At 75.8% G+C, this 20,187-nt stretch carries 18 protein-coding genes; 3 read left to right on the top strand and 15 right to left on the bottom strand.

Features of this window, described 5'->3' with window-relative positions:
* On the bottom strand, window positions 1–1,524 hold the full coding sequence (gene guaB / locus BLS67_RS02105; RefSeq protein ID WP_091239240.1) for an IMP dehydrogenase: 1,524 nt from the start codon (window positions 1,522–1,524) through the stop codon (window positions 1–3).
* Window positions 1,525–1,663: 139 nt separating this feature from the next.
* Here guaB and BLS67_RS02110 point away from each other — a divergent pair, with 139 nt between their 5' ends.
* Complete coding sequence (locus BLS67_RS02110) at window positions 1,664–2,062, top strand: DUF5319 family protein (protein WP_091238686.1); 399 nt, start codon at window positions 1,664–1,666, stop codon at window positions 2,060–2,062.
* Window positions 2,063–2,074: 12 nt separating this feature from the next.
* Here the strand turns inward: BLS67_RS02110 and BLS67_RS02115 are convergent, their stop codons facing one another.
* The 3 genes from BLS67_RS02115 to BLS67_RS02125 are packed head-to-tail and all read right to left on the bottom strand — an operon-like array spanning window position 2,075 to window position 5,451.
* A complete protein-coding gene (locus BLS67_RS02115) occupies window positions 2,075–3,199 on the bottom strand; it encodes a glycosyltransferase (RefSeq protein WP_091238690.1) in 1,125 nt (374 codons plus the stop codon).
* The gene (locus tag BLS67_RS02120; protein ID WP_091238693.1) at window positions 3,186–4,652 is read right to left on the bottom strand and encodes a glycosyltransferase family 39 protein; all 1,467 of its coding nucleotides are present in this window, start codon (window positions 4,650–4,652) and stop codon (window positions 3,186–3,188) included. The genes BLS67_RS02115 and BLS67_RS02120 overlap by 14 nt, the downstream gene beginning before the upstream one ends.
* Before the next feature lie 43 nt (window positions 4,653–4,695).
* Entirely contained in the window at window positions 4,696–5,451 is a 756-nt protein-coding gene (locus BLS67_RS02125; RefSeq protein ID WP_242653730.1) for a response regulator transcription factor, read from the bottom strand.
* A gap of 276 nt (window positions 5,452–5,727) precedes the next feature.
* Here BLS67_RS02125 and BLS67_RS02130 point away from each other — a divergent pair, with 276 nt between their 5' ends.
* Window positions 5,728–6,027 carry a WhiB family transcriptional regulator gene (locus BLS67_RS02130; protein ID WP_091238697.1) on the top strand — a complete coding sequence of 100 codons (300 nt, stop codon included), beginning with the start codon at window positions 5,728–5,730 and terminating at the stop codon, window positions 6,025–6,027.
* 88 nt (window positions 6,028–6,115) lie between these two features.
* Here the strand turns inward: BLS67_RS02130 and groL are convergent, their stop codons facing one another.
* Entirely contained in the window at window positions 6,116–7,756 is a 1,641-nt protein-coding gene (groL, locus tag BLS67_RS02135; protein ID WP_091238700.1) for a chaperonin GroEL, read from the bottom strand.
* A gap of 108 nt (window positions 7,757–7,864) precedes the next feature.
* Window positions 7,865–8,173 carry a co-chaperone GroES gene (groES, locus tag BLS67_RS02140; RefSeq protein WP_055764705.1) on the bottom strand — a complete coding sequence of 103 codons (309 nt, stop codon included), beginning with the start codon at window positions 8,171–8,173 and terminating at the stop codon, window positions 7,865–7,867.
* Between the two features lie 184 nt (window positions 8,174–8,357).
* Here groES and BLS67_RS02145 point away from each other — a divergent pair, with 184 nt between their 5' ends.
* Window positions 8,358–9,581: a class I SAM-dependent methyltransferase gene (locus BLS67_RS02145; RefSeq protein WP_165617436.1), complete on the top strand. Its 1,224-nt coding sequence runs from the start codon at window positions 8,358–8,360 to the stop codon at window positions 9,579–9,581.
* Window positions 9,582–9,667: 86 nt separating this feature from the next.
* Here BLS67_RS02145 and tsaD read toward each other — a convergent pair whose 3' ends face one another.
* The 9 genes from tsaD to BLS67_RS02190 form a co-directional block, all read right to left on the bottom strand.
* On the bottom strand, window positions 9,668–10,702 hold the full coding sequence (gene tsaD, locus BLS67_RS02150; RefSeq protein ID WP_091238706.1) for a tRNA (adenosine(37)-N6)-threonylcarbamoyltransferase complex transferase subunit TsaD: 1,035 nt from the start codon (window positions 10,700–10,702) through the stop codon (window positions 9,668–9,670).
* On the bottom strand, window positions 10,695–11,114 hold the full coding sequence (rimI, locus tag BLS67_RS02155; protein ID WP_091239246.1) for a ribosomal protein S18-alanine N-acetyltransferase: 420 nt from the start codon (window positions 11,112–11,114) through the stop codon (window positions 10,695–10,697). Before rimI ends, tsaD begins: the two co-directional genes overlap by 8 nt.
* Before the next feature lie 14 nt (window positions 11,115–11,128).
* Complete coding sequence (tsaB, locus tag BLS67_RS02160; RefSeq protein WP_091238709.1) at window positions 11,129–11,731, bottom strand: tRNA (adenosine(37)-N6)-threonylcarbamoyltransferase complex dimerization subunit type 1 TsaB; 603 nt, start codon at window positions 11,729–11,731, stop codon at window positions 11,129–11,131.
* A gap of 25 nt (window positions 11,732–11,756) precedes the next feature.
* Window positions 11,757–12,695, bottom strand: coding sequence for a tRNA (adenosine(37)-N6)-threonylcarbamoyltransferase complex ATPase subunit type 1 TsaE (tsaE, locus tag BLS67_RS02165; protein WP_091238712.1), 939 nt, complete (start codon window positions 12,693–12,695; stop codon window positions 11,757–11,759).
* A complete protein-coding gene (locus BLS67_RS02170; RefSeq protein ID WP_091238715.1) occupies window positions 12,692–13,861 on the bottom strand; it encodes an alpha/beta fold hydrolase in 1,170 nt (389 codons plus the stop codon). The genes tsaE and BLS67_RS02170 overlap by 4 nt, the downstream gene beginning before the upstream one ends.
* Window positions 13,858–14,997, bottom strand: coding sequence for an alanine racemase (gene alr / locus BLS67_RS02175; protein ID WP_091238718.1), 1,140 nt, complete (start codon window positions 14,995–14,997; stop codon window positions 13,858–13,860). Before alr ends, BLS67_RS02170 begins: the two co-directional genes overlap by 4 nt.
* Before the next feature lie 112 nt (window positions 14,998–15,109).
* On the bottom strand, window positions 15,110–16,573 hold the full coding sequence (locus BLS67_RS02180; protein ID WP_091238721.1) for an NAD(P)H-hydrate dehydratase: 1,464 nt from the start codon (window positions 16,571–16,573) through the stop codon (window positions 15,110–15,112).
* A complete protein-coding gene (locus BLS67_RS02185) occupies window positions 16,570–16,956 on the bottom strand; it encodes a holo-ACP synthase (RefSeq protein WP_091238725.1) in 387 nt (128 codons plus the stop codon). The genes BLS67_RS02180 and BLS67_RS02185 overlap by 4 nt, the downstream gene beginning before the upstream one ends.
* Complete coding sequence (locus BLS67_RS02190; protein WP_091239381.1) at window positions 16,953–20,174, bottom strand: S41 family peptidase; 3,222 nt, start codon at window positions 20,172–20,174, stop codon at window positions 16,953–16,955. Before BLS67_RS02190 ends, BLS67_RS02185 begins: the two co-directional genes overlap by 4 nt.
* Window positions 20,175–20,187: the final 13 nt, after the last annotated feature.

A 20,187-nucleotide genomic window follows, 5' to 3' on the forward strand; every position in this document is an offset into this window, starting at 1 on the left:
TCACCGGGCCCGGTAGTTGGGAGCTTCGACGGTCATCTGGATGTCGTGCGGGTGGCTCTCGGTCAGGCCGGCGGCCGTGATCCGGGTGAGCTGGCCCTTCTCCTGCAGGTCGGCGACCGTGGCCGCACCGGCGTAGCCCATGGACGCGCGGAGGCCCCCGACGAGCTGGTGGGCGACCCCGGACAGCGCACCGCGGTAGGGCACCTGCCCCTCGATGCCCTCGGGCACGAGCTTGTCGTCGGAGAGGACGTCGTCGGCGAAGTAGCGGTCGCGGCTGTAGGACTGGTTGCCGCGCTTCTGCATCGCGCCGAGGGAGCCCATGCCGCGGTAGGACTTGTACTGCTTGCCGTTCATGAACACCAGGTCGCCGGGGGCCTCCTCGACACCGGCGAACAGGCTGCCCAGCATCACGGTGTCGGCGCCGGCGACCAGGGCCTTGGCGATGTCGCCGGAGTACTGCAGCCCGCCGTCGGCGATGACCGGCACGCCGGCCGGCTTGCAGGCCAGCGACGCCTCGTAGACCGCGGTGACCTGCGGGACGCCGACGCCGGCGACCACGCGGGTGGTGCATATCGAGCCCGGGCCCACACCGACCTTGACGCCGTCGGCACCGGCGTCGACCAGGGCCTGCGCGCCGGCCCGGGTCGCGACGTTGCCGCCGACGACCTGGACGCCGTGACCCACCCCGGCGAAGTCCTTCTTCACCCGGGCGACCATCTCGAGCACCGCCCGCTGGTGGCCGTGCGCGGTGTCCACCACGAGGACGTCGACCCCGGCGTCGACCAGCAGACCGGCCCGCTTGTAGGCGTCCTCGCCGACCCCGAGGGCGGCACCCACCACGAGGCGGTTGTCGGCGTCCTTGGTGGAGTTCGGGTACTGGTCGCGCTTGATGAAGTCCTTGACCGTGATCAGGCCGCGCAGCCGGCCGGCGTCGTCGACCAGCGGCAGCTTCTCCACCTTGTGCTGGCGCAGCAGGGCCAGCGCGGTCTCGCCGTCGACGCCGACGGGGGCGGTGACCAGCGGGAGCGGGGTCATGACATCGCCGACCAGGCGGTTGGTGTGGTCGGACTCGAAGCGCATGTCGCGGTTGGTGACCATGCCGACCAGGACGCCGTCGGCGTCGACGACCGGGGCGCCGGAGATGCGGTAGCGGCCCGACAGCGCGTCGACGTGGGCGAGGGTGTCGCCGGGCGAGCAGGTGACCGGGTTGGTGATCATCCCGGACTCCGAGCGCTTCACCAGGTCGACCTGGCCGGCCTGCTCCTCGGCGGCGAGGTTGCGGTGCAGGATGCCCACGCCCCCGGCGCGGGCCATGGCGATGGCCATGCGCGCCTCGGTGACGGTGTCCATGGCGCTGGAGACCAGCGGGATGGCCAGCCGGATGCCGCGGGTGAGCAGGGAGGAGGTGTCGACCTCGGCCGGGACGACGTCGGAGGCGCCGGGCACCAGCAGGACGTCGTCGTAGGTCAGCCCCAGCGGGGCGAACTTCGCCGGGAGCTCGGGGGTGCTGGCGTCGGGCTGCACGGGTGCCGCCACCTTTCGTCTGGTGGTGCGTCGTCTGGTGGTGCGTCGTCTGGTGGTGCGGGCGCCGGACGGCGCACGGGACCCCGACGATCGTAGGCTGCCGCTCCCGTCGCACCCGAGGGACGGTTAGCCTCGACCGGTGACCTCGTGGGACGACGCGTTCGGCGCCGACGGCAACGACGACGCGCCGCCGCCGCCTCCGCTGACCATGGAGGAGCGGGCCGGAGTCCTCGACGACCTGGCCGAGCTCGAGGTGTTCCGCACGCTGCTCGAGCACACCGGGGTCAAGGGCATCGTCGTCGACTGCCCCGACTGCGACGAGGAGCACCACGTCGACTGGGCGCTCATGCAGGCCAACCTGCGGCAGTTGCTCGACGAGGGCCAGACCGGCCGGCACGAGCCCCCCTTCGACCCCGACCCCGACGACTACGTCAGCTGGGACTACGCCAGCGGCTACGCCGACGGTGCGGCGGCCCGGGCCGCCGCCGACGAACCCGGCGAGGGCCGCACGCCGGGGCGCCACGCCCGCGAGGACTGAGCACCCCGGCGGTCAGCCGGTGACCGCTGTCCGCTCCCTGGGCCGGTACACCACGAGGGCGTGGAAGACGAAGCGCGCGACGAAGGCGACCGCCAGGGTCACCGCCGTGGCGATCGCGCTGGTGAGGACCCCGTGCTCGACGAGCCACCAGGCGATCGAGATGCGGATGGCGCTCTCGACGTTGTTGAAGGCGAACGAGCGCAGGAAGCGGTGCCGGGTCCCGTCCGCGTGCGCCACGAGGTCGGCGAAGACCCACCGCTCCTGGAGCAGGAAGTTGCCGACCATGGTGGCCTCGGCCGCCACCACGGCCGCGACGAGGAACGGCGCCCCCCACCAGACCAGCAGCGACACGATCGCGACGTTCACGACCGCCCCGAGGGCCCCGATGGCCGCGAAGCCCGACATCCGGCCGAACCGCAGGTCGGTCAGCTGCCAGGCGAACCACAGACCCTGCCGGAGCGAGGCCTTGGAGTTCCCGCCGGTCCGTTCCCCGAAGGTGAACCCGACCTCCCGCACCGAGCGCTGACGGCGCACCAGGATCTCCAGGAGGATCTTGAACCCGCGTGGTCGGAGCTCCGCCAGGTCCACGGCCCGGCGGTCGAGGGCGAAGAAGCCCGTCATCGGGTCCGTGCACTCGCGCAACCGGTTCGGGAACATGGCCTTGGACACGAGCGTGGTCGCGCGGGACACCCCGTGCCGCAGCCACCCCGACAGCCCTGCCGCCTCCCCGCCGGCGGCGTAGCGGGAGGCGATGGACACGTCGACGCCCTCGAGCGCGGCCAGCAGCCCCGGCACCGCCTCCGGGGGGTGCTGCAGGTCGCCGTCCATGACGACGCACCGGTCCCCGCGGGCCGCCCCGAGCCCGGCGACGACGGCCCCGGACAGCCCGCCCACCGGCTGCGACCGGTGGAGGACCACCACCTGCGACCGCAGGGACCCGGCCACCTCCTCGGCGATGTCCGCCGTCGCGTCCGTCGAGTCGTCGACGACGACCAGCTCGGTCGTGGCCCCGCCGACGGCGCGGTCCAGCCGCACCAGGAGCTCGGCGATGTTGGCCGCCTCGTTGTAGGTCGGCACGACCACGCTGAGGTCGACGCGGTCGACGGCGCGGTCGGCCGCGGTCTCAGCCGCAGTCATAGGTCGTCCCCGTCCAGCGTCGTTCCTCGAGGCTCCCGCCGGCCCGGCACCCGGCCGCGGCGAGCAACGCCTCGGCCTCGCGGCGGTGCGCGTCGTCGGGGTCGGAGGCCACGTAGACCACGACCCGTCCCGCGAGCGCGAGGTCCTCGATCGGCCGCTGCACCCCCCACAACGTCCCGGACCCCCGCCAGGGGCCGGCCGCCGCCAGGTCGGTGATCCCGGTGAAGCGGTCGGGGTAGGCGATCGCGACGCCGCGCGCCTCGTCGGTGGCGAACAGCACCGAGGTGGCGCCCGGTGCCAGGTCGGCCAGCGCCCGGTAGTCGTCGGCGTTCTTGCTCGCGACCCCGGCCTGCGCGACCAGGCCCACGGCGGCGGCGGCGACCGCCACGGCGCCGACCGCGGCCCGGACCCGCACCGGGCCGCGGAGCGCGGTGAGGCCCAGGCCGACCAGCCAGCACGCCCCGGGCGCGGCGTAGGCCACGTAGCGCTCCTGGTACAGCTGGACCCCCGCGAGCACGGGCAGGGCCAGGACCAGGGTGGGTACGACCACCCAGGCCACCGCCGTGTCGACGGCGAACCGTCGGCCGCTGCGGGCACGGAGAGCCGCGACGGCCAGGGCGGCCACGACGAGGGCCAGCACGGCGGCGGCGGCGAGCTGGACGACGCCGGAGTCGGCCCGCAGGCCCATGAACAGCTGCCCCAGCCCGACCAGGTAGCCCAGCTCCACCGGCCCGATCTGGATCCAGGACACCTGCCCGACCTGCGCCTGGGTGGCCACGACGAAGGGCAGCACGGCGGCCACCGCCACCGCGACGGCGACGGCGGTGGGCCGCAGCCGGTCGGCGGCGCGGCCGGCGACCAGGTACGGGACCACCATGAGGACGGCCATGACGTGCACCAGCACGGAGAGGACGACGAGCACGGTGAACAGCACCCACCACCGCCGCTGCCGTCGGCGCAGCGCCCGGTGGAGGGCCCAGACCGCCCAGACGACGAGGGCCACGACGAGCACGTAGCTGCGGGCCTCGATGCCGGTCCAGGACAACCCCGGGAGCAGGACGAACGCGACGCCCGCCACCGCGGCGACCCGGCCCCCCGACACCTCGCGCACCAGCAGGACGAACCCGACGCAGGCCACCGCGAGGGCGATGGCCGACGGCGTGCGCAGGGCGACCTCGGACGTGCCGGCCACCGCCGCCCACGGGCGGAGCAGCAGGTAGTACAGGCCGTGGACCAGGTCGATGTGCTGCAGCGTGTCCAGCATCTGGGCGGGGCTGCGCTGCACCATCGAGACGGTCGCGGCCTCGTCGAGCCAGAACGAGGGTCGTGCGATGCGGACGGCGGAGACCACCAGCGATGCCGTCGCCAGGGCCACGGGCAGGAACCACCCGCTGCGGACGAGGCCGGGCAGACCGGGCCGGGTGGTGACCGACGCGCCGGGGGCAGTCGTCATGGGTGGCGGCTCCGTCGTGCGGTGGGTGCGGCGGGTGCCGGCGTCAGGACATCATGCCGCGACGGAAGCCGGTGGCCACCGCCTCGGCGCGGTCCTTGGCACCGAGCTTGCGGAACAGCCGACGGGCGTGGGTCTTGATGGTGTCCTCGGACAGGTAGAGCTCGCGGCCGATCTGGGCGTTGGACTTGCCCTGGCTCATGCCGGTGAGCACCTGCATCTCGCGCACGGACAGCGAGACCGCGGGGACGTCGACCCGGACGGCGGCGCGCACCGTCGTGGGTGCGGCGGACGCCAGGGCGCTCGACCCGCTCCAGGCCGGGGCCGAGGAGGCGCCGACGGTGGACAGCGGGCCGGTGTGCGGCGCCCGGCCGGGCTCGACCCGCAGACCGGCCCGGGAGATCCCCAGACCCATCTCGACCGGCGAGGCGTCCCAGCGGAGGTAGCCGCGCGCCCCGAAGGCGACGGCGGCGCGGACGCTGTCGGCGTCGTCGGGGGCGCCCAGCACGAGCACGGACAGGCCGGGGTGGTTGCGCAGCACCTGGGTGGCGACGGCCAGGCCGTTGTCGGTGGCCCGCTGGGTGCCCACGAGCAGGACGTCGGGCTGCCGGGTGGCCAACCGCGCCTGCAGCGACACGGCATCGCCGACCGCCTCGACCCGGCCCACGAAGGGCAGGGCGACCAGGCGGGAGGCCACGTCGTCCCGGACCCGGCGGCGCTCGTCGAACACCCAGACGGTGGCACCGCCCATGGTGGCCGTGCCCCCGCCGTTGACCGCGCTGCGCGTCCTGTCGTCGACCACGTCTGCTCCTGTCCTCACCCGGGTGCACCCGATCGGGGCTCCCGTGTCCCTCGACCGGTGGTCGACGGACCCACGACCCACCTTGAGCGCCCGGGGCGGCGCTGCCCAGCGGGTGTCACCCCGGGGGGTGAGGTGCCGGTCGGGCGGGCCCGGATGCACACATCCGGCGATCCCGCAGAAGAAGGACGCGCAGGGTGGTTTGACCGTGATCACCACCGGGCAGTTGCTCGGAGCGCCGGGCAGCACCCCGGTCGCCCGAGCTCAGGAGGACCACGCATGGCTGACATCCGCCGTCTCCCCACCCCCGTCGCCGAGGTGTGGGACTGGCAACTGCACGGCTCCTGCCGTGGCGAGTCCACCTCCCTGTTCTTCCACCCCGACGGCGAGCGCGGCCCGGCCCGGGCCCGGCGCCAGGCCGCCGCCAAGGCCGTCTGCGGCACCTGCCCCGTGATCGACGCCTGCCTCAAGCACGCCCTCAGCGTCCGCGAGCCCTACGGCGTGTGGGGCGGCATGAGCGAGGAGGAGCGCACCCGGCTGATCGCCGCGGAGAACTCCCCGGTGCGCGTCGGCGTCTGAGCCACCCGGAGGCGCCCGCATCGCCTCCCCACGAACCACGAAGGGCCGGTCGACCACGGATGGTCGACCGGCCCTTCGTCGTGCTACCTCAGTGGGAGTGGCCGTGCCCGCCGTGGCTGTGGCCGTGGTGGCCGCCGCCGGCGTGCTCGTGGGTCTCCTCGGGCGCCTCGACCACCGCGGAGTCGGTGGTCAGGATCATCGCCGCGATCGAGGCGGCGTGGCCCAGGGCGGCCTTCGTGACCTTGACCGGGTCGATGACGCCCTCGGCGGCCAGGTCGCCGTAGGCACCGGTGGCGGCGTCGAAGCCGTTGCCGACGCCGAGCTCGCGCACCTTGCCGACGACGACGGCACCCTCGAAGCCCGCGTTGGACGCGATCTGCGAGAGCGGGGCGTCCAGGGCCTTGCGCACCGAGCGCGCGCCGGTGAGCTCGTCACCGGTCAGGGTGAGCGCGTCGACGGCCGCGGCTGCGTGCACGAGCGCGGAGCCACCACCGGGGACGACGCCCTCCTCCACCGCGGCGCGGGTGGCGGCGATGGCGTCCTCGATGCGGTGCTTCTTCTCCTTCATCTCGACCTCGGTGGCCGCACCGACGCGGATGACCCCGATGCCGCCGGCCAGCTTCGCGAGCCGCTCCTGCAGCTTCTCGCGGTCCCAGTCGGAGTCGGTCGCCTCGATCTCGCGACGGATCTGGGCGACCCGGTCGGAGACGGCCGTGGGCTGGCCGCCGCCGTCGACCAGGACGGTGTCGTCCTTGGTGACGGTGAGCCGGCGGGCGGTGCCCAGGACCTCGAGGCCCACCTCGGAGAGCTTGAGGCCGACGTCCTCGCTGACGACCTGGCCACCGGTGACGACGGCGAGGTCCTGCATGAACGCCTTGCGGCGGTCGCCGAAGAACGGCGACTTCACGGCGACGACCTTGATGGTCTTGCGGATGGAGTTGACCACCAGGGTGGACAGCGCCTCGCCCTCGACGTCCTCGGCCACGATCAGCAGCGGGCGGGCACCGGTGCCGAGCACCTTCTCCAGCAGCGGCAGCAGGTCGGCCAGGGCCGAGATCTTGCCGGCGACCAGCAGCACGAGGGCGTCGTCCAGGACGGCCTCCATCGACTCCTGGTCGGTGACGAAGTACGGCGACAGGTAGCCCTTGTCGAAGGCCAGGCCCTCGGTGACGACCAGCTCGGTGTCGAGGGTGTTGGACTCCTCGACGGTGATGACGCCGTCCTTGCCGACCTTCTCCATGGCCTCGCCGATCAGGTCGCCGATGACCTCGTCCTGCGCGGAGATGGTGGCCACGTGGGCGATGGCCCGGCGCTCGTCGACCGGGATGGCGGCCGCGTCGAGGGCGGCGTGCACCGCGGCGACGGCGGCGTGGATGCCCCGGCCCAGCGCGGTGGGGTTGGCCCCGGCGGCGACGTTGCGCAGGCCCTCGTGGACCAGCGACTGGGCGAGCACGGTGGCGGTGGTGGTGCCGTCGCCGGCGACGTCGTTGGTCTTGGTGGCGACGTTCTTGGCCAGCTGCGCGCCGAGGTTCTCGAAGGGGTCCTCGAGGTCGACCTCGCGGGCGATGGTCACGCCGTCGTTGGTGATGGTCGGGGCGCCGAACTTCTTGTCGATGACCACGTTGCGGCCACGGGGGCCGAGGGTCACGCGGACGGCGTCGGCCAGCTTGTCGACGCCGCGCTCGAGGCCGCGGCGGGCGTCCTCGTCGAAACGGATGATCTTGGGCATGGGGACCTCTCGATCGGGCGGTTCAGGGCATGGGAACGAGAACCGCCCCGGGACCCGGTGGTGCTCGGGTCGCCCGGGGCGGTTCGTAGGTCGTGCTGTAAGCTCAGCTCACTTGACGACGACGGCCAGCAGGTCGCGGGCCGAGAGCACGAGGTAGTCCTCGCCGGCGTAGCGCACCTCGGTGCCGCCGTACTTCGAGTAGACGACGACGTCGCCCACGTTGACGTCCAGGGGGACGCGGTTGCCGTTGTCGTCGATGCGGCCGGGGCCGACGGCGATGACGGTGCCCTCCTGGGGCTTCTCCTTGGCCGTGTCCGGGATGACCAGACCGGAGGCGGTGGTGGTCTCGGCCTCGTTGGCCTGGACGACGACGCGGTCCTCGAGCGGCTTGATGCTGACCTTGGTGGCGGTGGTCACGTGGTGACTCCCCCTTCTCGTCCGACGAGCAGTGGATGGTGCTGACGCTGTGGCACGGGGGCCGGGGTCTGCCGTCGCGGGGGTCAGGCCCGGCCCGTGTCGGTTGGCACTCTACCCATGCGAGTGCCAGCCGCTCAAGCGGGTCGCCCACCGCTCACGCCGGAGGGTGGGCCAGGCTGTGCCGGTGCCGTCCGAGGTCGAGCAGTCCGCCGACGAGACCGTGCGCCAGCTGCGCGCCCTCGCCACCCCCGAGGGCACGGCGGCGTTGACCCGGGCCGGTCGGCTGCTGGCCGAGCGCACCGACGTGGTCACCGCGCTGTCCCGGCTGCGCGCCGAGTTCGGCGCCGAGGTCGGCGGCCCGGCGTGGGGGGTGGCCCGGCAGCGGGAGAAGGCCCGGCCAGCCTTCGGCGCCGACGCCGACCGGATGCTGTTCACCGGCGACACCCTCGAGCAGGCCGGGCGCCCCGAGCTCGCCGCCCGCCGCGCAGCGCGGCTGCTGGCCGACGGGCCCGCCGACGCCGTCGACCTGGGGTGCGCGGGGGGCACCGACACCATCGCGCTGGCCCGGGCCGGGGCCGCCGTCCTCGCCGTCGACCGCGACCCGGTGGCCCGCGAGCTGACCGCGCACAACGTCGCCGCCCTCGGGCTCACCGCGCAGGTGGTCGACGGCGACGTGGTGGACCTGGTGGCCGCGGCGTCCGAGGGGCGGGTCGCCGGGTGCCCGGTCGCCGTCCTGGACCCGGCCCGGCGGGCGGGGGGCCGCCGCATCCTGGACCCCGACGGGTGGTCCCCGCCGTGGGCGACGGTGACCACGCTGCTGGACCGGGTGCCGCGCAGCGTCGTGAAGGTGGCCCCCGGTCTGGACCACGACCGGGTGCCGGCCGGCGTCGAGGCCGAGTGGGTGTCGGTCGGCGGGTCGATCGTCGAGGCGCTGCTGTGGGGCCGCGGGCTGTCCGCGACGTGGCGGCGGGCGACCGTCGTCCGGGCGGGGGTCGTCCACGAGCTGACCGCCGACGCCGACCCCGGCCGGGCACCCGTCGCCGCCCCGCGGGGGTGGTTGCACGAGCCCGACCCGGCCGTGATCCGGTCCGGCCTGGTCGCCACGGTGGCCGCGCAGCTCGGGGCCACCCTGGTCGACGGGCAGATCGCCTACCTGACCTCCGACGGCCCGGTCGAGTCCCCGTGGGTCAGTTCCTACCGGATCACCGACGTGCTGCCGTTCTCGGTGAAGCGGCTCAAGGGGTTGCTGCGCGAGCGCGGCGTCGGCCGGGTGGTGGTGAAGAAGCGCGGCTCGGCGGTGGAGCCGGAGGCCCTGGTCAAGCAGCTGCGCGGCAAGGGCGAGGGCCGCGCGGTCGTCGTCGTGACCCGGGTGGCCGACGTCCCCACCGTCCTGCTCTGCGAGGGGTGAGTGCGCAGCTCCGGTGGCGGTGCCGGCCCGGTCGCAGGGCCCCGCGGCGTGCGGAGCACGACGTGGGGGGCGATCGGGTCCTTCTCCTAGGCGGACACCACGGTGATCGGCAGGGAGCTGTCGGCACCCAGGTCCGGGGACGACGGCGCGACGCCGGCCTCGACCAGCCGCGACCCCAGGGCCGCGACCATCGCGCCGTTGTCGGTGCACAGCCGACGGCTGGGCACCCGCAGCACGATGCCGGCGGCGTCGCAGCGCTCCTGGGCGACCGCGCGCAACCGCGAGTTGGCCGCCACTCCCCCGCCGATCACGAGGTGGTCGACGCCGTGGTCGCGGCAGGCCCGCACGGCCTTCGCGGTGAGGACGTCGACCACGGCCTCCTGGAAGCTCGCGGCGACGTCGGGCACCGACACGGCGACCCCGTCGCGCTGCTGCGCCTCGACCCACCGGGCGACCGCCGTCTTCAGGCCGGAGAACGAGAAGTCGTAGGCGGCGTCCCGGGGCCCGGTCAGCCCGCGCGGGAAGGCGATCGCCCGCGGGTCGCCGGCCAGGGCCTCGCGGTCGATCGGCGGCCCGCCCGGGAACGGCAGGTCGAGCACGCGGGCGACCTTGTCGAAGGCCTCGCCGGCCGCGTCGTCGATGGTCTGGCCCAGCGGCTGCACGTCCTGGGCCAGGTCGGGCACCAGCAGGATCGAGCTGTGCCCGCCGCTGACCAGCATCGCGATGCTGGGCTCGGCCAGCCGGCCGTGCTCGAGCTCGTCGACGGCCACGTGCGCGGCCAGGTGGTTCACCCCGTACAGCGGCACACCGAGGGCCAGCGCGTACGCCTTGGCCGCCGCGACCCCGACCAGCAGCGCACCGGTGAGTCCGGGCCCGCTGGTCACCGCGACGGCGTCGACGTCGGTGAGCGCGACCCCGGCGTCGGCCAGCGCCCGGTGCACGGTCGGGACCATGGCCTCCAGGTGCGCCCGCGAGGCGATCTCGGGGACGACGCCGCCGAACCGCTCGTGCTCGGCCATGCTCGTCGCGAGCGCGTCCGACAGGAGCGTCCGGCCCCGCACCAGCCCGATGCCGGTCTCGTCGCAGCTGGTCTCGAACCCCAGCACCAGTGCCTCAGCCACGGCGCATCACCAGCGCGTCCTCCCCGCTCAACGGGTAGTAGCCCGGCCGCACCCCGATGGGCACGAACCCGCGCCGGGCGTAGAGCCCCTGGGTGGCCTCGTCGGTGGCCCGCACCTCGAGCAGGACGACGGGGCTGCGCCGGTCGGCCTCGACCAGCAGCGCGTCCAGCAGCCGCCCCCCGATGCCCTCGCCCTGCCGGGTGCCGGTGACCCCGATGGTGGCCACGTGCGCCTCGTCGGGGTAGGCGATCAGGCCGGCGTAGCCGACGACCTCGTCGCCGTCGACGGCCACGGTGTAGCTGCGGGTGTCGGTCATCCCGAGCTCCTCCAGGTACATGGCCCGGGTCCACGTGTCGGGGCTGAAGAGCTCGACCTCGAGCCGCATCACGGCGGTGAGGTCGTCGCGCGTCATCGGCCGCAGCTCGATCACTGCGACACCGCCTTGCGGGTGATGTTGGGGACGGCATCGGGTCGGCGCAGGTACAGCGGGGTCAGCGGTGCGGGCTCCCCGATCGGGACCGCGCGCAGCAGACCCGCCGTCGTCACCTCGGCGCCGGTGACCTCGCGACCCAGCCGGTCGGCGAACCGGACGTCGCCGACCACCGGCAGGTCCGGGAGCTGCAGCTCCTCCGGTCGGCCCACGGCCGGCTCGCCCAGCGGGCCGCCGTCGTGGGCCCGCCAGTAGACCTCCTTGCGCCGCGCGTCGGTGACGACCACCCGGGCACCGGTGCCGACCGCGTCCAGCGAGCAGACCCCGTGCACGGGCACGCCGACGACGTCGCCCAGGGCGGCCGCCGTGACGATGCCGACCCGCAGTCCGGTGTAGGGACCCGGCCCGAGCCCGACGACCAGCCGGCCGACGTCGCGCAGCGCGATCCCGGCCTCGGCCAGCACGGCGGTGACGGTCGGGGTCAGCAGCTCGGCGTGCCGGGTGCCCGAGGGCACGCCCGCCTCGGCCAGCACCCGGTCGTCGTCGGCGACCCCGACCACGAGGGTCGGCGTCGCGGTGTCGATCGCCAGGGTGAGCACGACGAGCCAGGTTAGCCGGGTCGCCTCAGGGCAGCGTGGACTCGTCGACGTCGGGCAGCTCGCGCGGCCAGGACGACGGGTCCTCGGCCAGGTCGAGCAGGTCGAGGAGCCCGCCGGGGTAGACCGTCTCGGTCGTGGCGGCCAGCTCGTCCCGGGTCCACCACCGGCTGCCCAGCAGCGTGCGCTGCTCGTCCTCGGTGTGCCCGGCGGTGGAGACGTCGAAGGCCGGCACCCGGACGACGTAGAACGTGTCGAGCTGGTCGACGACGACGTCGCTGAACCCGTGCCGCACCCGGCGCCGCGCGACGGGCCCCTGCACCGCGGCGGGGTCGACCTGCAGCCCGGTCTCCTCGTCCAGCTCGCGCACGGCGGCGGTGACGTCGTCCTCACCGGGGTCGATCCCCCCGCCCGGCGTCATCCACCAGGTGACCACCGGGTCCAGGCCGGCGTCGCTGTCGTGGAACAGCAGCAGCCGGTCGGCGTCGTCGAGCAGCAGCACCCGGACCGTGGCGCGCCGTCGCACCGGCCGCAGCCGCGCCGACCACGAGGGACCGTGCGGCACCAGGGTCGCCGTGCGGACGTCGTCGTCGCCCCGCGCCAGCTCGACCACCAGGTGCTCGTCGGCCAGCTGCTCGACCAGCCCGTGGCCCCACTCGACGACGGTGACCGACTCCTCGAGCGTCGTGTCGAGGTCCAGGTCGTCGACGTCGGCCAGCGAGCCGAGCCGGTAGGCGTCCACGTGCACCAGCGGCACCCGGCCACCGCGGTGCACCCGGGCCAGCACGAACGTCGGCGAGGTGACCGGCCCCGTGACGCCCAGGCCCGCCCCGATGCCCTGGGTGAGCGCGGTCTTGCCGGCCCCCAGCGGGCCCGACAGCACCACCAGGTCCCCCGGCCGCAGCAGGCCGGCCAGCTCGGCGCCGAACGCCTGCGTGTCGGCGAGGGTGGGCAGTGCGCGGGTCACCGCGCCGCCACCCGTCGTACCAGGTCGGTGATCGCCGCGGTCACCTCGTCGGGGTGCTCGAGCAGCACCAGGTGGCCCGAGTCGGGCACCACCCGGTAGCGGACGTCGCGCGCCCCCGCGGCGGTGAGCGCCGCGACGATCCGGTCGCTGTGGCCCTGCGGGATGAGCTTGTCGGCGTCGCCGGTGAGCACCAGCACCGGGATGGCGGCCAGCGGCTCGAGCGCGGCCGAGGCGTCCAGACCGACCAGGGCCGGGTAGAACTCGGCGATCACCTCGACCGGGGTGCCGCCGATCATCGCGTCGACGTAGTCGACCAGCCGGGGGTCGACGTCGTCCCCGGCGAACGACAGCGCCTTCGTCGCCCAGCTGACCACGTCGGCGGCCGCGCGCCGCACGAACTCCGCCCAGCCCGGGCGGTGCCGCATCACGTAGCCGGCCACCGGGAACACCGCGGCCCGCAGCCGGGTGACGACGCCGGGCAGCCCGAGGTCCAGGTCGTCCAGCCCGCCGGCCGAGGTGGACACCAGCGCGGCACCCACCACCCGGGTGCCGAACAGCTCGGGACGCCGGGCGGCCAGCTGCAGCAGCGTCATGCCGCCCATGGAGTGGCCCACGAGCACGACCGGCCCCCGGGGGACGCGGGCGTCCAGCACCGACACCAGGTCGTCGGCCAGCTGGTCGATCGTCGAGCGGTCGGCGTCGCCGCGGGCCGAGGCGCCGTGCCCGCGCTGGTCGTAGAAGACCAGGCGGGCCTGCGGGGCGTGCCCGTTGCCGGTGGCCAGCGAGCGGCCGAGGTCGCGGCGCTGGAAGGTCCACGACGCCATCGACAGGGAGTAGCCGTGCACGAAGACCACGGTCAGGGGGGCGTCCTCGGGGCCGACCTCCTCGACGTGCAGCAGCACGCCGTCGGTGGCGTGCACGAGCTCGGTGCGGTCGGCGGAGCGGCTGCCGGCGCCCAGCGGGTCGTCGGCGCGCTGCACCGCGGCGGGGCGGTCGGTGGCCTCCCCCTGGGGCAGGGGCAGCGCCCCGGGCACCGGGCCCACGCGCTCGGCCCGCACCCGGGACGACGCCGCCCGGGTCGCCGCCACGCCGACGGCGGTGCCGGCGGCGGCCAGGCCGAGCAGGCCCCCGACGAGGCCGACGGTGCGGGGCTGCGGCTGCTTCACGCCGGCACCCCCGCCGTGCCGGTGTACCGCCGGGTGAAGCGACCGCCCACCCGGGTGACCAGCTCGTAGTGGATGGTGTCGACGGCGTCCGCCCAGTCCTGCGCGGTGGGCTCGCCGTCGTCCCCGGGGCCCCACAGCACCACCTCGTCGCCGGGGGCGAGGACGTCGTCCCCCAGGTCGAGCACGAACTGGTCCATGCAGACCCGCCCGGCGATCGTGCGCCGGGCGCCGGCGGCCAGCACCGGGGCCCGGTTGCCGCCGGCCCGCGGCACGCCGTCCGCGTACCCGACCGGGACCAGCGCCAGGTTCGTCTCCGCCGTCGTGGTGTGGGTGTGCCCGTAGGAGACCCCGGTGCCGGCCGGCACCCGCTTGGTGAGGGCGACCCGGGCCCGCACCGTCATGGCCGGCCGCAGCCCGCGGTCGACGGCGACCCCGCCGAGCGGGTCGAGGCCGTAGACGGCGACACCCGGCCGCACCATGTCGTACCAGGTGCCCGGCAGGGCGACGGTGGCCGCGGAGTTCGCCAGGTGCCGTCGGGCGTCGGTGAGCCCGGCGGTCCGGGCCAGCGCGGTGGCCTCCTCGAAGACGGCGACCTGCGCGGCGATCGTCGGGTGGGTGGGCGCGTCGGCGTAGGCCAGGTGGCTCCACAGGCCGGTGACGACGACGTCCCCGTCGGCCTGGGCCCGCACGGCGTCGGCGACGAGGGCGGGCCAGTCGGCCGGGGTGGCGCCCTCCCGCGACAGCCCGGTGTCGACGAACAGCTGCACCTGCGCGGTGGTGCCGGTCGCCCGGGCCGCTGCCACGACCTCGGCCAACGCCCACTCCGCGTTCACCGACAGCTCGACGCCGGCCCGCAGCCCCGCCGCGTAGTCGGCGCCCGGCACGTGCTGCCAGGACAGCACCGGCGCGGTGACCCCGGCCGCGCGCAGCGCCAGGGCCTCCTCCAGGACGGTGACCCCGAGTGCGTCGGCACCCCCGGCCAGCGCCGCGCGGGCTGCGGGGACCAGGCCGTGGCCGTACCCGTCGGCCTTCACCACCGCCATGAGCGGACGGTCGACCCTCTCCCGCAGGACGGCGACGTTGGCCGCGATCGCGTCGAGGTCGACCACGATCTCGGCCCGGTTCTGCTCGGTCACGCCGTCCATCCTCCCAGCGCCCTCCGATCCCCCGCTCACGGTGATCAGGTGACCTGATCCACAGGTCTCCACCCGCTGCACCGTTCGTGCGGGCGGCGACCCGGTGATCAGGTCACCTGATCACCGGGGGACGTGCCCGGGGGACGTGCGGGGCGGTGCGGAGGAGGTGTACGGCGGCCGGCAGGTGCCGCACGACGTCCGAGGCGATCAGCGGTCCACCGGCCGCGGCGAGCTGACCCGCCCGCCCGTGCAGGTGGGCGCCCACCGCCGCGGCCTCGGTGGCGTCCATCCCGGTGGCCAGGAGCGCGCCCACGACGCCGCTGAGCACGTCCCCGGTCCCGGCGGTGGCCAGCCAGGGGGTGCCCGTGCCGTTGACGAACGTCGTGCCGTCGGGGCCGGCGACGACGGTGGCGTCCCCCTTCAGCAGCACCGTCACGCCGAGGTCGGCGGCCGCCGTGCGGGCGGCGCCGATCCGGTCACCGCCGAGCTCCCAGCCGAACCGGGTGAACTCCCGGTCGTGCGGGGTCAGCACCGTGGGCGCCGACCGACCACGGGCCAGCTCGGGCGAGGCCGCCAGCAGCGTGAGGGCGTCGGCGTCGACCAGGACCGGCAGGTCGGTGGCCAGCACCTCCGCCAGCACGCTGCGCGCCTCGTCGTCGGTGCCGGCGCCCGGTCCGACCACCCAGGCCTGCACCCGGCCGGCGTCGGCGGGGCGGCCGTCGGTCACGATGGCCTCGGGCCAGGCGGCGCGCACCCCCTCCGCGGCCGTGCCGGCGTAGCGCACCAGCCCCGGGCGGCTGCGGAGCGCCGCCCCGGTGCAGAGCACGCCGGCGCCCGGGTAGGTGGCCGAGCCCGCGTGGACGCCGACCACCCCCTGCGAGTACTTGTCGTCGCCGGCACCCGGGTCCGCGAGCCGCGCGGCGACGTCGGCGTCGGTGAGCTGCCGGGCCGTGGGCGCCGGGAGCTCGAGCCCGATGTCCACCAGGTGCACCCGGCCGGCGAACCCGCGGCCCTCGCCGACCACCAGCCCGGGCTTCACCGCGCCGAAGGTGACGGTGTGCTGGGCGGGGAACGCCTCGCCGTCGACCGCGCCCGTGTCGGCGTCGACCCCGCTCGGGAGGTCGACGGCGACCAGCAGCCCCGGCCCGGCGACCGCCCGTGCGACGGCCTCGGCGGCGCCGGGCCGGAGCCCGCCCCGGCCACCGGTGCCGGTGATCCCGTCCAGCACCAGGTCGGCCCGGTGCAGACCGGCGGCGGCCGGGTCACCGGTCACCCGTCCACCGGCCCGGCGCAGCGCCGCCAGCCCGGCCGGGTGCGCCCGCGCGGGGTCCAGGAGCAACCCGGTGACGGCGGCGCCCCGGCGGGTCAGCAGCGCGCCCGCCCACAACGCGTCGCCGCCGTTGTCGCCCGCCCCCACCAGGAGGGTGACCCGAAGACCCACGGCCCGGCCGGCCAGCCGCAGGCAGACCGTCGCCAGCCCGGTCGCCGCGCGCTGCATCAGCGCACCCTCGGGCGTGCGGGCCAGCACCTGGGACTCGGCCGCGCGCACCTGGTCGGCGGTGTGCAGGCCGGTCACGAGCGCTCCTGGGGGTCGGACTCCGCGATCACCACGGCCGAGGCCATGCCCCCGTCGTGGCTGAGCGACACGTGCCACCGGTCGACGCCGAGCTGCGCGGCTCGGGCGGCGACGGTGCCGCGGACGGTCAGCAGCGGACGGCCGTGGTCACCGACCCCGATCTCGGCGTCGTGCCAGTGCAGGTCCCCGGGCGCCCCCAGTGCCTTGGCCAGCGCCTCCTTGGCGGCGAACCGGGCGGCGAGGGACTCCCCCGTGCGCGGTGCCCCCGACGGCGTGACCTGCTCGGCCGCGGTGAACAGCCGGTCCCGCAGCCCCGGCGTGCGGGTCAACGACTCGGCGAACCGCTCGACCGGGCAGACGTCGATGCCGACCCCGACGATCACCGGCCGGCCCGGGCCGGCGGCAGGTCCGGGGGCACCGCGGCCGGGTGCTCCGCCAGCCGGTCCAGCGCCTCGGCGATCGCCCGGTCCAGCTGCGGGTCGGCGGTGCCGTGGTGGTCGGCCGGGGAGTGCACCACCTCGACGTCGGGGTCGACCCCGTGGTTCTCCACCCCCCACCCCTGCCCGGCCAGCCAGAACGAGTAGCGCGGCTGGGTGACCGCGGTGCCGTCGACGAGGGAGAACCGGCCGTCGATGCCGATCACCCCGCCCCAGGTCCGCTCGCCCACGACCGGGCCGACGCCCATGGCGCGCGCCCCGGCGCTGACGATGTCGCCGTCGGAGCCCGCGTGCCGGTCGGTGACCAGCACGACCGGGCCGCGCACCGCCGACAGCGGGTAGCTCTCGGCGCCGTCGACGTGCCGCCCGGTCGACCAGCCCACGACCCGGCGGCCGATCAGGTCCAGCACCAGCTGGCTGGTGTGCCCGCCCCGGTTGCGGCGGACGTCGACCACCAGGCCTTCGGCCTGCACGGCCTCGTGCAGCTCGCGGTGCAGCTGGGCCCAGCCCGCGCTCATCATGTCCGGCACGTGCACGTAGCCCAATCGCCCGCCGGAGTGCTCGCGCACGTAGGCCGACCGCCCGCGCACCCAGGCCTGGTAGCGCAGCGGCTCCTCCGAGGCCAGCGGGACGACGACGACCCGCCGGTCGAGTCCGCCGTCGGCCGGGCGCAGCAGCAGCTCGACCGGGGTGTCCGCCGTCCCGGCCAGCGCGGCCGCCGGGCCGGCGAGCTGGTCGACCGGCCGGCCGTCGACGGCCAGCACCAGGTCACCGACCCGGGCGCCCACGCCGGCGGCGCGCAGCGGGGAGCGGGCGGCCGGGTCGCTGCTCTCGCCGGGCAGGACCGCGTCGATCCGCCAGCCCTCGTCGGTGCGGGAGAGGTCCGCGCCGAGCAGGCCGATCCGCCGGTCGGCGTGCGGCCCCTCGTCGGTCGGCTGCACGTAGGCGTGCGAGGTGTTCAGCTCCCCCACCACCTCCCAGAGCAGGTCGACCAGGTCGTCCCGGCTGCCCAGCCGCGCCACCAGGGGCCGGTACCGGGCGGCGACGGCTGCCAGGTCGACACCGTCGAGGTCCGCGCGCCAGAAGTGGTCACGCATGAGCCGCACCGTCTCGTCGTACATCTGGTGCCACTCCGCGACCGGGTCCAGCTCGAACCGCAGCCGGTCCAGGTCGACCTCGACCCGCTCGGGGTCGTCGTCCTCCGCGGTGCGCCCGGCCGGGCGGACCACGACCTGGTCCTTCCTCCGCACCACCAGTCGCTCGCCGTCACCGCTGACGGTCACCGCGTCGGCCCGGTCGGCCAGCCCGACCGCCCGGCGCCGGGCGAAGGAGAAGAACTCCAGCGGGGTCTCCGGGTCCTCGCCCTCGACGCCGGCCCGGGCCGCGCGCAGCGTGGTCTCGGGCGCGGTCTCCCGGACCCAGACCACCCCGCCGGTCACCGCGTGCAGGTCGCGGTAGGTGCCCGAGGGCACCGGGAAGGGCACCAGCCGGTCCTCGAAGCCGTCCACGTCGACCTCGACCGCCGGCGCCTGCGGGGCCTCGTCGGTGCTCGGCGCGGCCAGGGGTCGGCCGTCGACCGCCGGGCCGAACGGGGGCACCTCGGTGGCCCGCAGCGGCACGAGCACGGGCCGGACGGCGGGGGCGAACGACAGGTCGAACTGCACGGCGTCGTAGACCGGGTCCAGGGTGCGGGCGGAGAGGAACACCAGGTGCCGGCCGTCGCGGGTGAACACCGGCGCGGTGTCGGCGAACCGGCCCGCGGTCAGCGGCACCGGCTCGGCCGCGCCGCCGGACAGGTCGGCCAGCACCAGCCCGGTCGGCCCCCACGCCCGCGACGGCTGCGCCCACACCAACCACCGGCCGTCCCGGGAGAAGGCCGGGTCGACGGGTTCACCGAGCCGGGACCGGCCGACCAGCCGGGTGGCGCCGTCGGCCACGTCGACCACGCGGACCGACCCGTCGGAGGACAGCACGGCGACCCGCGCGCCGGCGGCGTCGGGCTCCAGGTGCAGCACCCGCCCGAGCGGGCCCGTGGTCAGCCGCCGGGGCTCGGCCTGCCCCGAGGTGGACACCACCCGCAGGGCGTCGTCACCGTCGGCGTCGTCGACCAGCACCGCGGTGCCGGTCGCGCCCAACGGGCGGACCAGCCGGGCCCGGACACCGGAGTCGGCCAGCAGGGCCCGGGCCGGCCCCTGCCGCGTGGTCAGCGCGAACGCCTTGCCGTGCCACTCGACCAGCTGGGTGGCGGCGGTGTGGTCCGGTCGCAGGGCGGTCAGGTCCGCCGTGGGGTCCAGCAGCCGCGACCGACGACCGCGGGGCTGCCCGGGGAGGACGACGTCCACCGGGGCCGCCTCGCCGTCCAGGCCGGGGAGCAGGTGCAGCGTGCCGTGCGCGGTGAACACGACCTGCCGGCCGTCGGTGCGGGCGTCGCGGACGTAACCCTCGGCGGCCGTGTGCCGGGTGATCCGCCGGGGCCGGGCACCGGGGGCGGAGACGTCCAGGGCGTACAGGTCGGCCACCTCGGCGGGGGCGCCGGGCAGCTCGGCGGCGAGGTCGGAGACGAAGACCAGCTGATCACCGACCCAGCCGGGGTCGACCAGCCCGGCCGGGACGTCGGGGAGCAGGCGGGTCCACCCGCCGTCCCCCGCGCCGTCCAGCCACAGCTGGGCGGCGGTGCCGCCGCGGTAGCGCTTCCACCAGGACGGCGGCCGGCTGGCCGCGGTGCTGACCACCACCGCGCCGTCGGGCCGCAGCGCCACCCCGCCCACCGGACCCCACGGCAGCGGCGCGACCTCGAGGGTCTCCGGGTCGACCGCCGCGGGCACCGTGGTGCGCAGGGACGGGCCCCGAGCTGCCGAGGCCACCAGCACCCGGCCCTCGGGTGTCCAGCCCAGCACCGCCGTCGTCGGGCTGCCCCACCAGGTCAACCGCCGCGGGTCCCCGCCGTCGACCGGGACGACGTAGGCCTCCGGGTGCCCGTCGCGGGTCGAGGCGAACGCGACCAGCGTGCCGTCCGGGGAGATCCGCGGGTTGCGCACGGGGGTGGCGTCGTCGGTCAACCGCCAGGCCCGCCCCCCGTCGGTGCGCACCGCCCACACGTCGTCGGCCGCGACGACGACGACCAGCTGGTCTCGGACATCGGGGAACCGCAGGTAGGGCCGCACCCCGCCCACCCTA

The sequence above is a fragment of the Klenkia soli genome (assembly GCF_900103975.1).
Taxonomy (GTDB): domain Bacteria; phylum Actinomycetota; class Actinomycetes; order Mycobacteriales; family Geodermatophilaceae; genus Klenkia; species Klenkia soli.

Coding starts and splice junctions, on each gene's coding strand:
- BLS67_RS02120 (WP_091238693.1), bottom strand. CDS start 4,652: ATGACGACTGCCCCCGGCGCGTCGGTCACCACCCGGCCCGGTCTGCCC.
- rimI (WP_091239246.1), bottom strand. CDS start 11,114: ATGACGCGCGACGACCTCACCGCCGTGATGCGGCTCGAGGTCGAGCTC.
- groL (WP_091238700.1), bottom strand. CDS start 7,756: ATGCCCAAGATCATCCGTTTCGACGAGGACGCCCGCCGCGGCCTCGAG.
- BLS67_RS02130 (WP_091238697.1), top strand. CDS start 5,728: ATGGCTGACATCCGCCGTCTCCCCACCCCCGTCGCCGAGGTGTGGGAC.
- BLS67_RS02115 (WP_091238690.1), bottom strand. CDS start 3,199: ATGACTGCGGCTGAGACCGCGGCCGACCGCGCCGTCGACCGCGTCGAC.